Below are 13481 nucleotides of genomic sequence, written 5' to 3' on the forward strand. Positions count from 1 at the left end.
CCCTCATGACCAAAGCCACGACGCCCCGCCCGCAGCTCTTTGACCGCAGCGCACTCGCCGCCCATCGCAGCCGCCTGACCCCCGAAGCCCTGTTCCTGCACGACATCGCACGCGATGAGATTGAGGATCGGCTCTCTATGGTTAACAGGAGCTTTACGCGCCCAGCGCTGGTGGCGCCTTTTGCGCAAGGCTGGGACAGTTGTCTGCCCGATGCCAAACATGTCGCGGATGACGAAACATTGGATCTGGCGGTTGGTGCCCATGATCTTGTGGTCCATGCCATGTCACTGCACTGGGCCAATGATCCGGTCGGACAATTGATCCAATGTCACCGGGCCCTGACCGAAGACGGCTTGCTGCTGGTCGTGATGCTGGGCGGCCAGACCCTGCATGAATTGCGCAGCGCCCTGGCCACCGCCGAAACCCGCCTTTCCGGCGGGCTGTCGCCCCGCGTGGCCCCGATGGGCGAAGTGCGCGATCTGGGTGCGCTGTTGCAACGGGCCGGATTTGCGCTTCCGGTGGCGGATGTTGTGCCGCTGACCGCAAAGTACCGCGACCTGTGGCACCTGATGCACGAACTGCGCGGCATGGGCGAAACCAATGCCATGACACAGAGGCAAAAGACCGCAACCACGCGCAAATTGTTCGCTGACACTGCGGATATCTACCGGTCCACCTACGCAACGGAGGACGGTCTTTTGCCTGCAACCTTTGAACTGATTTGCCTGACCGGCTGGTCCCCGTCCGACACCCAGCAAAAACCGCTGCGCCCCGGATCGGCAAAGGCGCGACTGGCGGATGCGCTGAAGGTGCCGGAAACACCGCTGCCAAAGTAGACAGAACCAGCCATAGGTCTATCCTATGGCTCTGGTGGAATGATCCAATTGGTCATTTCCGCCGTATCTTCATATAGCTAGGGCGGACCAACGATCCGCTGACCGTTTACCGCACAGGACCCTGATAGATGCTGGACGCCACTGCCCCCGCCACCTGCCCCGCTCATGCGCCGGCAGACCACCCCAAGATCGCCCCGGCGAAGGTCGGCGTACTGTTGGCCAATCTGGGCACCCCCGATGACTACAGCTACTGGCCGATGCGCCGGTATCTGAGCGAGTTTCTCTCGGACAAGCGTGTGATCGACTATCCTGCCTGGAAATGGCAGCCGCTGTTGCAACTGATCATTTTGGCCAAACGGCCGTTTTCCTCGGGAGCGGCGTATAAGTCCATCTGGAACCATGACAAGGGCGAAAGCCCCCTGATGACCATCACCAAGGAGCAGACCGCCGCGATGTCGGAAGCGCTGCAGGAGCGGTATGGCAAAGAGGTCATGGTGGATTTCTGTATGCGCTACGGCAATCCCTCAACTAAATCCAAAGTGCGGGCAATGGTTGAGGCCGGCTGTCAGAAAATCCTCTTCGTCCCGCTTTATCCGCAATATGCCGGGGCCACCTCGGCCACCGCCAACGACCAGTTTTTCCGCGCCCTGATGGAAGAAACCTGGCAGCCCGCCGCACGCACCGTCGCACCCTATTTTGACGATCCGGCATATATCGACGCCCTCGCGCGTTCGGTGGAGAAAGCTTATGCCACCGCCGAGAAAAAACCCGAAATTCTGGTTGTATCCTATCACGGGATGCCCAAGCGCTATCTGATGCAGGGCGATCCCTACCATTGTCAGTGCCAGAAAACGACGCGCCTCCTGAAAGAACGTCTGGGGTGGACCGATACCGAAATCACCACCACGTTTCAGTCGGTGTTTGGCCCCGAAGAATGGCTGAAGCCCTATACCGTGGATCACGTCGCCACCCTCGCCAAAGAAGGCAAGAAAAACATCGCGGTGATCGCCCCCGCCTTCTCGGCAGACTGCATTGAGACGCTTGAGGAAATCAACGAGGAAATTCGCGAAAGCTTTGAGCACGCGGGCGGAGAAGATTTTCTCTATATCCCTTGCCTGAACGATGACGCCGAGCACATTGACGCGCTGTCCGGCGTTATCCAACGCAATCTGAAAGGGTGGCTGGACTAATCGCCACTCCCCGGTCCAAATAGCCAAAACGCCCCGACCAACGGGGCTGAGGATATTTGAACAGGGACCTCTCATGACCGCATTGAACCTGGCCGAATTGCATTGGGCCGATGCCCTGAATAATCACTGGGGCATCACCGCTGACCTGTCACGGTTGGACGGGGAATATGACCTGAACTTTCGTGCAATCGCCGAGGATGGGCAGGGCTATATTTTAAAGGTCATGCGCCCCGGTTGCGCCCCTGATCTCGTCGAGATGCAAATCGCTGCGCTGGCGCATCTCCATCAAACTGACCCGGATCTGCCATGTCCACGCGCCGTGGCAGCCGCCGATGGTGCGCTCTGCCTCGATCTTGCAGACGAAACCGGGGTTGAGCGCCTGGTCTGGCTGCAAACTCAGCTGCCGGGCCGCTGCTATGCCAAAAGCGCGCCGAAATCATCCGTTCTCATCAGGGAAATCGGTGCCGCGCTTGGAAGCATCACCCGCGCGCTCAAAACCTTTGACCATCCCGCGCTGCTACGTGATTTCAAATGGGATCTGATGTCTGCCGACTGGGTGGCAAGCGATCTCGACTGCATCGCAGACAGCAAACGCCGGAGCCTGATTGCTGCGATCTGCGCCGATTTCATAGAGCTGAAGCCGGTGCTTGGCTCCCTTCCGAAACAGGCGATTCATAATGACGCCAATGACTACAACATTCTCGTTACTGGCACGCTATGCCAACCACGCCATGTCGGCGGTCTGATCGACCTTGGCGACATGTGTGCTGCGCCGCGAATCTGTGATCTGGCCATTGCAGCTGCGTATATCGTGCTGGATAATCCCCGACCGCAGGCTGCCCTGTCCGCGCTGATAGAAGGCTACCACGCCGTCAATCCGTTGACCGAGACCGAACTAGATCTTCTCTGGCCTCTGCTGCGGATGCGTCTGGCCGTCAGCGTCGTCAATTCCACACTGGTGGCCAAAGACAATCCCGATGACCCCTATGTGACCATATCGCAGGGTCCTGCATGGCGTTTTCTGGAGCAGCCAAGTGAGCATCCGGCCCTGATTTCGTCCCGGCTGAGAGCGACCTGCGGCCTTTCGGTGGTCGATGGTGCCGACCGGGTTATTGCCTATCTAGAGAAATATTCCGGTGAGTTCGCTCCTCTGATGGGACGCGATTTGACGGGTCTGCCGATGGGGTCTCTCTCGGTCGAGACATCAACCTGGCCGCAGAACCCTTTTGATATGCCGCTGGCCGAGGCTGCCGAAGTCGGGCGAGAGTTTTCCGGCGAAAACGGTGCCGACTGGTGGCTTGGATATTACAACGAACCACGGCTGATCTATACTGCCCCAGCCTTCCGCAAAGGCGCGTATAAAGCCAGCGACCGGCGTACCGTCCATCTCGCAGTGGATGTTTTTGCCCCGGCCGGTCAGACGCTCTACGCCCCCCTGGAGGGTGAGGTCGTGGCGGTGGAGAACCGCGATGCTCATCTGGACTACGGCGGTGTTGTCATCCTGAAACACCATACCGACACCGGAGAAGAATTTTATACGCTCTACGGTCATCTTGACCCTGACTGCTGTACTCAGCTTTCGGTTGGCGACCGGGTCGCCAAGGGCGCGCCGTTCTGCCAGCTCGGCGATGCAACTGAAAACGGCGGCTGGGCTCCACATGTGCATTTCCAACTGGCGCTATCGACCAAGGGAATTGAGGCAGACTGGCCCGGAGTGGCGGATCCTGACGACCTCTTGCTGTGGAACGCACTTTGCCCAAACCCTGCACCGTTACTGAACCTGCCTGCGGAGAAAACCGGATATGAACCGACTGACAAGCGCCGGGTTTTGGCGGATCGAAAGGCACATTTCGGCAGCAATCTCAGCCTGACCTACAGCGATCCGGTCATGCTGCTGCGTGGGTGGAAACATCATCTGTTTGACGAAATGGGCCGCCCCTATCTCGATGCCTATAACAACGTGCCGCATGTAGGCCACGCGCATCCCCGCGTTCAGGCGGTTGCTGCCGATCAGTTGAAACGCATGAACTCCAACACCCGGTATCTGCACCCGGCACAAACCGCCTTTGCAGAAAAGGTGCTATCAAAGATGCCCGACCATCTGGAGGTCTGCTTCTTCGTCAATTCCGGCACCGAAGCGAATGAGCTGGCCCTGCGCCTCGCACGGGCGCACACAGGTGCCAAGGGGATGGTAACGCCCGATCATGGCTATCACGGCAACACCACTGGCGTGATTGACGTTTCCGCCTATAAGTTCAATGCAAAGGGTGGCGTGGGCCCGTCTGACTGGGTGCAGTTGGTCGAAGTTGCCGATGACTATCGCGGATCTTACCGGCGTGATGACGCAGACCGCGCGCAGAAATACGCGGACCTAGTGGATCCGGCCATCGAAAAGCTGCGTGCTAGCGGTCATGGGGTGGCCGGCTTCATTGCCGAGACCTTCCCTTCTGTCGGCGGTCAGATCATTCCGCCAAAGGGCTATCTGCCCGCCGTCTATGACAAGATCCGCGCCGCAGGTGGCATCTGTATCGCCGATGAGGTTCAAACCGGTCTAGGACGCCTTGGTGACTACTACTTTGGCTTTGAACACCAAGAGGCCAGCCCCGATATCGTGGTACTCGGTAAACCAATCGGCAACGGCCATCCCCTGGGTGTGCTGGTAACAACCCGCGCCATCGCGGACAGCTTTGCACAGGGGCCTGAGTTCTTCTCGACCTTTGGCGGTTCCACCCTGTCGTGCCGCATCGGTACCGAAGTGCTGAATATCGTCGATGAGGAAGGGTTACAGGAGAATGCGCGGGTGCGTGGGGCCGAACTGATCGAAGGCCTGCGCGAACTGAAATCCCGTTATCAGTCGATCGGGGATGTGCGCGGCATGGGATTATTTATCGGTGTCGAACTGATCCGCAACGACGGATCAGAAGCGACGGATATCTGCGCCTATGTGAAGAACCGCATGCGCGATCATCGCATCCTGATCGGTAGCGAAGGGCCAAAGGACAACATTCTGAAAATCCGCCCCCCGCTGACGATTGATGCAGAGGGAATCGAGATGATTCTCGCATCGATGAACAGCATTCTGTCCGAAGTTCACGACGGTTGAGCCGCCCTGAACCAAAATTGCATTCCCCGGCCCATGTCAGGTCGGGAGACATGAAAAAAGGCGGTGGAAAATCCACCGCCTTTCTTACCGTTCTGAGACAAGCAATTAGTTGCTTGCAACAGCTGCGCCAACCAGAACCAGCAGCAGCAGCGGCAGAAGGATGCCGCTGGAGGAGCTTTCGGTCTGCTCAACAATAACCGGCGCCTCAACAATCGGCTCAGCCAGGTTGCCCGCGGAAGCGGTCGAAGCAGCAGCAGTCAGAGCAGCAGCGATAACGAGTTTTTTCATGTTAACCTCCAAAAATATGCGCAGTTCAGTCCACCCGAACCACGCGCCCAAGACTTACCTCGTGATATTTTTCTAATCAGCAAAATCGCGACATTGCAATTGCTTGTTGCATGATTCGGCCTCTGGAATGGGCCGATGTCGTCAAATTAGCAACACTTGAGTGCCCACTTTCGTTAGCGCAAACAGCTGCGAAATATGCTCGTTATAAAGGCCGATACAGCCGTTTGAAGACCTGCGCCCGATCTTGCGCGTGTCATGCGTGCCGTGGATTCGGTAATACTTCCAGCTGAGATACAAAGCATGGGTTCCAAGCGGATTGTCCGGCCCCGGCGGGATATAGGCAGGCCACTCAGGATTGCGCTTGCGCATGTTCGGAGTCGGCGCCCAGCCAGGCCCATCGACCTTGCGGATAATCTGGGTCCGGCCGCGGCGCGTCAGATCATCGGAGAGCGGCACGGACGAGGGATATAGCTTGTAGGTGCTCTGGTCTTCCGACCAGAAATGCAGGGCGCGGCTGTCGATATCCACCAGCACGGCTCCGTTGCGCAGATTGTCGAAATAGGGCCGCCAGTCCTTGGACCGGAACGCCGAGATGTTACGCTGAACCGGCGCCTCCGGCTCCGGCGGCGGGCGCAGCGGGTCAAAACCCTCCGCGGTCGTGTCCGTGGCATCCTGTGCCCAGACGTCGCTGGCAAGACCGCCGCCAACCAGCGATGCGCCGACAGAAACGGAACCGGCGAGAAATTGCCGTCTAGAGAAGGATTCGAAGGGGCTGCGGGTCATGACTTTTCCAAACTGCGGAGATATGCATTCGTTATGCCGTATCTTATGGCGCGAATGCCTCAGTCGCAAATCAAACAATCCCGCGACGGTCAATTCACCGCTGACATGTTTGCGCCTATGTCACAGCCGGGCTATTGCAGCCCCAGTCAACGAAGCAAGGTGTAGTATGACACGTGTATTTCTGATCCTTATCGCCGGGCTGATGACCCTTGTCGCAGCCTGTGCCCCTGCACCTGATGGCAGCACAGGCGGCAGCGTGTACCGGATCCGTAACGCCGACAAAGTACAGCTGCGGATGCTCGACTCGGTCAACGCCCTTCGCGAAGCGGCAGGCAAGCCGATTGTCCAGCTGAACCCCCAGCTGACCGCTGCGGCCGCAACCCATTCGCGCGACATGTCGGTCCAGAACCGTCCGTGGCATTTTGGCTCCGACGGCTCTTCCCCGCTCGACCGCGTTGCCCGCACTGGTTTCACCGGCACAATGATCGGCGAGACGATTTCGGAAACATATGAGACCGAGTTGCAGACGCTTACAGCCTGGATGGAACAACCGGCCACCCGTTCGGTCATCATGGACGCCAAAGCGCGCACCATGGGCTTCTCCTGGTTCCAGGAATCCAATGGCAAGATCTGGTGGACCCTGGTCATGGGTAGCTAAGCGCGCCGATCCAATCTTTACCTGAACGAAGAAGGCCCGATCGCTGCATGGCAATTGGGCCTTTTCTATCACGAGACGATCAGCGCTGGCACGGTTACAGTGCAGACGATCAGGGACGCAGGGTAATCAACGTACCGTCGCGCACCATCGCATAGATCTCTTCGATCTCATCGTTGCTGACCGCAATGCAGCCCGCAGTCCAGTCATCCACCCGCGCAGCGCGTTTGCGTTCCTTGGGGTTATTTGGCTCACCGTGAATGAAAATCTCGCCACCCGGTTTCTTGCCCATCGCGGCCGCCTTTGCCCGGTCCTGTGCGTTGGGGTAAGAGATCCCGATGGAGAGGTGATAACGACTGTTGGGATTGCGCCGGTCGATCAGATAGGTGCCTTCGGGAGTTTTGCCATCGCCCTCGATCTGCTTGTGGCCCTGCGGTGCGAAACCCAGCTCCATTTCATATTCGCGCAGAATATCCTCATTGTGCAGAAGATAGACCTTGCGGGCGCCTTTATTGACAACAACCGAGGTTACCTCGGGGCCATTGTAACTGCGGAATTTGCTGGGGCCGGAGCTGCAGCCCGCCAGCCCAAGGGTCGCCGCGGCGCCCAATCCGAATGTACGTCTATCCATTATTCTAGGTCTCTGCCTGATTTGCCTCATTTTCCAACTACTATCTTCGGTGGAAAATTCAAAATCACTTCTTCTCGTGCGGCGGTTGCAGCGTCGCGATTTGCTGCTCGATTGCCTCCAGCCGAGCCAGAACCAGATCCCGATAAGCGTCCGTGCGTTCGCCCTCTTCCTCGTGATGGGCATCCTGCATCGAATTCACGATCAGGCCGACCAAGAGGTTCACAACCGCAAAGGTGGTGACCATGATAAACGGCACAAAGAACGCCCAGGCATAGGGGTAGATCTCCATGACAGGGCGTACGATGCCCATGGACCAGCTTTCCAAAGTCATGATCTGGAACAGGGAATATGCGCTCAGCGCGAGATTACCGAACCATTCCGGGAAACTGTCCGCGAAGAGTTTCGTCGCGATGACGGAGCCGATGTAGAAGATGATAGCCATCAGCAGGAAGACTGAGCCCATGCCCGGTAGCGCAGTAATGAAACCCTCAACCACCCGTCGCAGCCGCGGCGCAACGGAGATGACGCGCAACACCCGCAATATGCGCAGCGCCCGCAGGACGGACATCCCCTGCGCCCCAGGAAGAAAGGCGATGCTGACGATCACAAAGTCAAAGATGTTCCAGCCGCGCAGGAAAAACCGCAGCCGCTGTACCCAGAGTTTTGCCAGCAGTTCAACGACAAAAATCCCCAGGCACAGCTGATCGACAAACAGAACGATCGTCCCGAATCGGGACATGATCGTATCAGATGTCTCCATTCCCAGCGTCACGGCATTGATCAGAATCACCACAGTGATGAAGTTGCCAAAACGATCACTGGCGATAAGATCGCCCAGCCGCTGGTTCAGGGTTTGTTTTGCACTGATGCTCACCGGTTCTACCCCACGTAGGAAAAGCTGGCCGCGAGTTCCGTATGCGAGGACCAGCGGAATTGATCGACCACCTGTACCCAATCCAGCCGATAGCCGCCATCGGTCAAAATCTTCGCATCACGGGCAAAGGTGACTGGATTGCAGGAAACATAGGCAACCCGTTTCGTACGTGCTGCAACCAGCTGAGTGGCCTGGGCCTCAGCACCAGCGCGCGGCGGGTCAATCACTGCAGCGTCAAACTCCGTTCCAAACGGATTCAGATCCTCCGGCAGCAACGGGTTGCGAAACAGATCGCGGGTCTCGGTGGTGACTTTCTTCAAGCCTTTGGCCTGCCGCCAACCGGCATCCAATGCGCGCAACATGGCGCTTTCACCCTCGACAGCGTGGACCTCAGCGTTTTTCGCCAGTGGCAGCGAAAAAGTCCCGCAGCCGGCAAATAGGTCGACGAGACGTTTTGCCCCCGCGACAACCTCCTCGACCGCCGCGAGCAGGGCCGCCTCGCCATCACGGGTAGCCTGTAGAAAGGCACCTGGCGGCGGGCAGACATGTGCCGGACCAAAGGGTTGAGTTGGCGGCTGTTCCATACCGATCAGCTCATCCTCCCAGGTCAGCCTTGCAATACGATGCGCGTCGACCACCTGCGCCAACGCGATCCGAAGCGCGCCATCCAGCGGCTTGCCGTTGGTCACCAGTACATCAACGCCAACCTCCGAGAGGGTCACCGTCACCGAAAGCGGTGCCTTGCGGCTGGCGCCAGCCATGGCCAGTGCCTCCGCCATCGGCACAGCAGCCAGAAGCTGTGGTGCCAGCAACTGGCAATCGGGTATCTCTGTAATTACCCCGGACGCGCGGCCATGGAATCCAGCCATCGCCCCTTTCTTGGTGCGGCGCACTGACAGGGTGGCGCGACGGCGAGATTGTGGCGGTGAGGTGTGGATCGGGCGAAACGCCGTCTCAATCCCCTGGGCAGCCAGCGCATTGCGCACAATATCGACCTTCCAGCCCGCGACAAAATCATCTGTCGCATGTTGCAGCTGACAGCCACCACAGGATTTATAATGCCGACAAGGCGCCTGGACGCGTGCCTCTGACGGGTTCTCGATGCGGATATCCGTGAGCTGGTGCCCGTCGCGAATACCGCTGACGGTCTCTCCGGGCAGGGTGCGTGGCGCAAAAAGCGGGCCCTCGGCGACTCCGTCCCCCTGATGGCCAAGACGAATGATTGTGGCTGTGGTTCTAGCTGCATGTGTCATGGGCGCTGCATACCCTGCGACTGGCCCGCGCAAAAGAAAAATGCGCAGTCTCCGTGTGAACGACCTTTGTGCGGGCGCCCAGTACTTCCTATTCCGCCGCATCCCACGATCGTCGAGTGATCGGATCGACCTCATCATCATCGCCTTCGGTCCGAATGAAGCCGCCGGATTGCCGCGACCAGAACTTCGCGTAAAGACCGCCTTGCTTCAGCAGTGCATCATGGGTGCCCACCTCCGCAATCCGACCTTGATCCATGACGATGATCCGATCCATTTCACTCAGCGTCGACAGGCGGTGTGCGATGGCCAGAACCGTCTTGCCCTGCATGACCCGCTCCAGCGCCGACTGAATCGCCGCCTCCACCTCGGAGTCGAGCGCCGAGGTCGCCTCATCCAGAACCAGAATGGGTGCATCCTTCAGGATGGCTCGGGCCAGCGCGATCCGCTGACGTTGGCCGCCGGACAGTTTCACACCCCGTTCGCCGAGATGGGCATCATAGCCGCTGCGGCCCTGTGCATCCTCCAGGTCAAGAATGAATTCATGAGCCTCCGCCTTTTTTGCGGCGGCAATAAGCTCCAGTTCGCTGGCCTCCGGCCGACCGTAAAGGATATTGTCGCGCGCCGAGCGATTGAACATTGCGGTTTCCTGCGTGACCATGCCGATCTGGCTGCGCAGCGAGTTCTGCGTCACCTCTGAAACGTTTGTCCCATCGATCAGGATTTGGCCTTTTTCCCCATCGTAGAGCCGCAACAGAAGCGACACGAGCGTGGATTTCCCCGCGCCGGAAGCCCCGACAATCCCCAGTTTTTCACCCGGTTCAATTGTCAGGGAAACATCCTGAATACCGCCGACATCGCGCCCATAGGCAAAGCCGACATTTCGGAATTCAATGCGTCCACCTTTGGTCCGCAGCGTCTTGGCGGTGTCTTGATCCTCAACCCGGTCAGGACGCGTTAGCGTCTTCATGCCGTTTTCGATTTCGCCAATGTTGGAGTAGATCGCCATCAGCGTAAAGCTGACCCAGCCCGTCATCTGCGCGATCCTCACCGACACCGCGCCCGCCGCAACGATATCACCTTCGGTCGCCATCCCGTCCCGCCACAACACAAGCGTAGCACCAATCAGCAGGACAGGCAGCACTCCTGCCAGAGTCATCAGACAGAACCGGAAGGTCGCCGACAGATAGCCGAAATGAAGCGCCTTGTTACGGAAATCGGCCATCGAATCCTGTGCCGTCCGTTCTTCAAAATCGGCATGGGCGAACAACTTCACCGTTTTGATGTTGGTGATCGTATCGACCACCTGCCCGGTAACCATAGCCCGCGCGCCAGCCCGCGCCGCAGACCGCTTTCTGATGCGCGGCAGAAACCAACGGATTGTGGCAAAATACCCGACCAGCCAAACCACGAACAATCCAGTGATCCGCCAGTCAATCGCCCCTAGCAATGCCAGCGCGCCAAGCAGTGATGCCAGCGCGAAGGCGACGACATTGATCACCTCAACCGCCACCGACGTCACCGCATTAGCAGTCTGCATCTGCTTCTGTGCGATGCGACCTGCAAAATCATCATCGAAGAAACGCACCGATTGCCCCATTGTCCAACGATTGAGACGGGACAGCACCAGCGGATTGACGTTCGGCTGCACAATAATTGCGTTGGACGCCGCAGAGAGGCCAAAAAGGATCGGCCGCAACAACAGGAAGAAACCCAACGCACCGGCAAGTATCACCAGATTACCTGCCGAGAAGAACCGGTCCGGCCCGCTGGCTATCGCCGTATCTATCACCAGACCCAGAATATAAGCCGTGACCGCCTCCATTCCACCGGCGAGCGCCGAAAAGACCGCAGCCACCGTGAGCATTGGCCAGGCGCCGGACAGACACCATCGCAAAAAGCGCCCCAACTGATCTGGTGGGGCGCCGTCGGCCGGTTGAAATGCGTCGATCAAATTGCCCAGTTTCATTCTGCTGCCTCAATGTTCAGGAAGCCGCCGGATTGCCGCGCCCAGAACTGGGCATATAGGCCCTCTGACCGCAAAAGCACGCCATGGGTGCCCTCCTCGACGATACGACCGTCATCCATAACCAGAATACGGTCCATCTGGGCGATGGTGGACAGACGGTGGGCAATCGCTATCACCGTCTTGCCTTGCATCATCCCGTATAGCGTTTGCTGGATTTCGGCCTCAACCTCTGAGTCCAGCGCCGATGTCGCCTCATCCAGAATCAAGATAGGTGCATCCTTCAGGATTACCCGAGCCAGTGTCACTCGCTGACGTTGCCCGCCTGAGAGCTTCACGCCCCGTTCACCGACATGCGCATCGTAGCCCCTGCGGCCTTCGGGATCCTCTAGGTCAAGGATGAACTCATGCGCCCGCGCTTGCTTTGCGGCCTCGATCATCTCGGCCTCGCTGGCGTCAGGCCGACCATAGAGCAGGTTGTCTCGCACCGATCGGTGCAATAGGGCACTGTCCTGCTGCACCATCCCAATCTGGGCGCGCAGACTGTCCTGTGTGACGGTACGGATATCTTGCCCGTCGATCAGGATCTGCCCGCCCTCGGGATCGTAGAACCGCAACAGCAGTTTCACCAAGGTCGATTTCCCGGCACCAGACCGCCCGATCAGGCCGATTTTCTCTCCTGGACGAATGGTCAGACTGACCTGATCCAGACCGCCAGAGCCGCGCCCGTAATGATGGGACAGCTGCCGGAGCTCCATCTCCCCATCGCGTAAATCAAGCGGCTTGGCATCAGCTGCATCCACCAGTTCAATCGGCTGGGCAATGGTTTCCATCCCCTCGGCCACGACACCAAGCTGCCGGAAAAACGTGGTCAGCGCCCACATGATCCACCCGGTCATAGCATTGAGACGCAGGGTCAGCGCCGTAGCAGAGGCGACAACCCCGACCGAAGCCTGCCCCTGCATCCACAGCAGGATCGCCCAACCGACCACCCCAACGATCAGCAGGCCATTCAGCGTCACCAATGCGGCATCCATGATTGTATAGAGCCGCATCTCCGCCTGGAACGTCTTGCGCGTACGCTCAATCGCCTCTTTGGCATAGGTCAGTTCGGTATCGTGATGGGCGAACATCTTGACCGAATGAATGTTGGAATAGCTGTCAACAACCCGACCGGTCACCGTGGATCGGGCGTCGGAGGCGGCTTGGCTGGCTGGCCCGACCCGGCGCACTGTCCAGCGGATCAGCATCGCATAAAGCGCAAACCACACCAACAGTGGCATCATCAGCCGCATGTCCGCCAACCACAGCAACAGAGCCGCGCCAGCCAGATAGGCCAATGCGAATGTGATCGCATCAAAGACCTGAAACACCACCTCACCAGCGGCAGGCGGTGTCTGCATTATCCGGTTTGCGATCCGCCCGGCAAAATCATTCTCAAACCAGCCAACCGATTGCCGCAATACATGCTTATGTGAACGCCAGCGGATCAAAGTCCCGAAGTTTGGAAGGATAGCGTTATTCAGCAACAGCACATCCAGTAGCTGCAGCAGCGGCCGAATGGTCAGGATAAATACAGCCAGCAGGATCAACTCTGTCCCGTGAGCCTGCCAGACATCGGCCGGTTCACCGGACAACAGGTCCACAACCCGTCCCATGTAATGGATCAGACCGATTTCAACGGCTGCGACGATGACCGACATAAACGCGGTGGCCGCAAAGACCTTTTTGAAGGGCTGCGAATAATCTTTCAGGAACGGCCACAGTCGCCGTGGCGGAGTGTCGGTTTCCGGGTAATCACAATAGGGGTCGATAAGGTTTTCGAAGAAACGAAACATGCGGGTGCTCCAATAATTGAGCATATGGAATAGTCATGCGAACAAAGGCCATCGCCGTGGCCCCTCC

Annotated in this window: 11 protein-coding genes; 4 read left to right on the top strand and 7 right to left on the bottom strand. The window is 58.4% G+C overall.

What is annotated here, in order from left to right; genetic code table 11:
• Nucleotides 1–5: 5 nt before the first annotated feature.
• The 3 genes from VWZ87_RS13465 to VWZ87_RS13475 all read left to right on the top strand — a co-directional run bounded on the left by VWZ87_RS13465 (nt 6) and on the right by VWZ87_RS13475 (nt 5129).
• Complete coding sequence (locus tag VWZ87_RS13465) at nt 6–836, top strand: methyltransferase domain-containing protein (protein WP_340547153.1); 831 nt, start codon at nt 6–8, stop codon at nt 834–836.
• A 128-nt stretch (nt 837–964) separates the two neighbouring features.
• Nucleotides 965–2026, top strand: a complete 1062-nt coding sequence (gene hemH, locus VWZ87_RS13470) for a ferrochelatase (RefSeq protein ID WP_416534325.1) — start codon at nt 965–967, stop codon at nt 2024–2026.
• Nucleotides 2027–2099: 73 nt separating this feature from the next.
• Entirely contained in the window at nt 2100–5129 is a 3030-nt protein-coding gene (locus tag VWZ87_RS13475) for an aminotransferase class III-fold pyridoxal phosphate-dependent enzyme (protein WP_416534326.1), read from the top strand.
• A 105-nt stretch (nt 5130–5234) separates the two neighbouring features.
• Here VWZ87_RS13475 and VWZ87_RS13480 read toward each other — a convergent pair whose 3' ends face one another.
• The gene (locus VWZ87_RS13480; RefSeq protein WP_340547150.1) at nt 5235–5417 is read right to left on the bottom strand and encodes a hypothetical protein; all 183 of its coding nucleotides are present in this window, start codon (nt 5415–5417) and stop codon (nt 5235–5237) included.
• A gap of 141 nt (nt 5418–5558) precedes the next feature.
• The gene (locus VWZ87_RS13485; protein WP_340547149.1) at nt 5559–6200 is read right to left on the bottom strand and encodes a L,D-transpeptidase; all 642 of its coding nucleotides are present in this window, start codon (nt 6198–6200) and stop codon (nt 5559–5561) included.
• A 166-nt stretch (nt 6201–6366) separates the two neighbouring features.
• On the opposite strand from VWZ87_RS13485, the gene VWZ87_RS13490 reads away from it, so the two are divergent.
• Nucleotides 6367–6858, top strand: a complete 492-nt coding sequence (locus VWZ87_RS13490) for a CAP domain-containing protein (RefSeq protein ID WP_340547148.1) — start codon at nt 6367–6369, stop codon at nt 6856–6858.
• 109 nt (nt 6859–6967) lie between these two features.
• Here the strand turns inward: VWZ87_RS13490 and VWZ87_RS13495 are convergent, their stop codons facing one another.
• From VWZ87_RS13495 to VWZ87_RS13515, 5 genes are all read right to left on the bottom strand, one after another.
• A complete protein-coding gene (locus VWZ87_RS13495; RefSeq protein WP_340547147.1) occupies nt 6968–7486 on the bottom strand; it encodes a L,D-transpeptidase family protein in 519 nt (172 codons plus the stop codon).
• Between the two features lie 64 nt (nt 7487–7550).
• Nucleotides 7551–8360, bottom strand: coding sequence for an ion transporter (locus tag VWZ87_RS13500; protein ID WP_340547146.1), 810 nt, complete (start codon nt 8358–8360; stop codon nt 7551–7553).
• Nucleotides 8361–8365: 5 nt separating this feature from the next.
• On the bottom strand, nt 8366–9613 hold the full coding sequence (locus VWZ87_RS13505; protein ID WP_416534327.1) for a class I SAM-dependent RNA methyltransferase: 1248 nt from the start codon (nt 9611–9613) through the stop codon (nt 8366–8368).
• A gap of 88 nt (nt 9614–9701) precedes the next feature.
• Entirely contained in the window at nt 9702–11579 is a 1878-nt protein-coding gene (locus VWZ87_RS13510) for an ABC transporter ATP-binding protein (RefSeq protein ID WP_416534328.1), read from the bottom strand.
• A complete protein-coding gene (locus VWZ87_RS13515) occupies nt 11576–13414 on the bottom strand; it encodes an ABC transporter ATP-binding protein (protein WP_416534329.1) in 1839 nt (612 codons plus the stop codon). The genes VWZ87_RS13510 and VWZ87_RS13515 overlap by 4 nt, the downstream gene beginning before the upstream one ends.
• Between the last annotated feature and the right edge of the window lie 67 nt (nt 13415–13481).

The organism is Phaeobacter sp. JH20_37, from assembly GCF_048056015.1.
GTDB lineage: Bacteria > Pseudomonadota > Alphaproteobacteria > Rhodobacterales > Rhodobacteraceae > Phaeobacter > Phaeobacter bryozoorum.

Coding starts and splice junctions, on each gene's coding strand:
- VWZ87_RS13505 (WP_416534327.1), bottom strand. CDS start 9,613: ATGACACATGCAGCTAGAACCACAGCCACAATCATTCGTCTTGGCCAT.
- VWZ87_RS13480 (WP_340547150.1), bottom strand. CDS start 5,417: ATGAAAAAACTCGTTATCGCTGCTGCTCTGACTGCTGCTGCTTCGACC.
- VWZ87_RS13490 (WP_340547148.1), top strand. CDS start 6,367: ATGACACGTGTATTTCTGATCCTTATCGCCGGGCTGATGACCCTTGTC.
- VWZ87_RS13465 (WP_340547153.1), top strand. CDS start 6: ATGACCAAAGCCACGACGCCCCGCCCGCAGCTCTTTGACCGCAGCGCA.
- VWZ87_RS13485 (WP_340547149.1), bottom strand. CDS start 6,200: ATGACCCGCAGCCCCTTCGAATCCTTCTCTAGACGGCAATTTCTCGCC.
- VWZ87_RS13515 (WP_416534329.1), bottom strand. CDS start 13,414: ATGTTTCGTTTCTTCGAAAACCTTATCGACCCCTATTGTGATTACCCG.
- VWZ87_RS13510 (WP_416534328.1), bottom strand. CDS start 11,579: ATGAAACTGGGCAATTTGATCGACGCATTTCAACCGGCCGACGGCGCC.
- hemH (WP_416534325.1), top strand. CDS start 965: ATGCTGGACGCCACTGCCCCCGCCACCTGCCCCGCTCATGCGCCGGCA.
- VWZ87_RS13475 (WP_416534326.1), top strand. CDS start 2,100: ATGACCGCATTGAACCTGGCCGAATTGCATTGGGCCGATGCCCTGAAT.
- VWZ87_RS13495 (WP_340547147.1), bottom strand. CDS start 7,486: ATGGATAGACGTACATTCGGATTGGGCGCCGCGGCGACCCTTGGGCTG.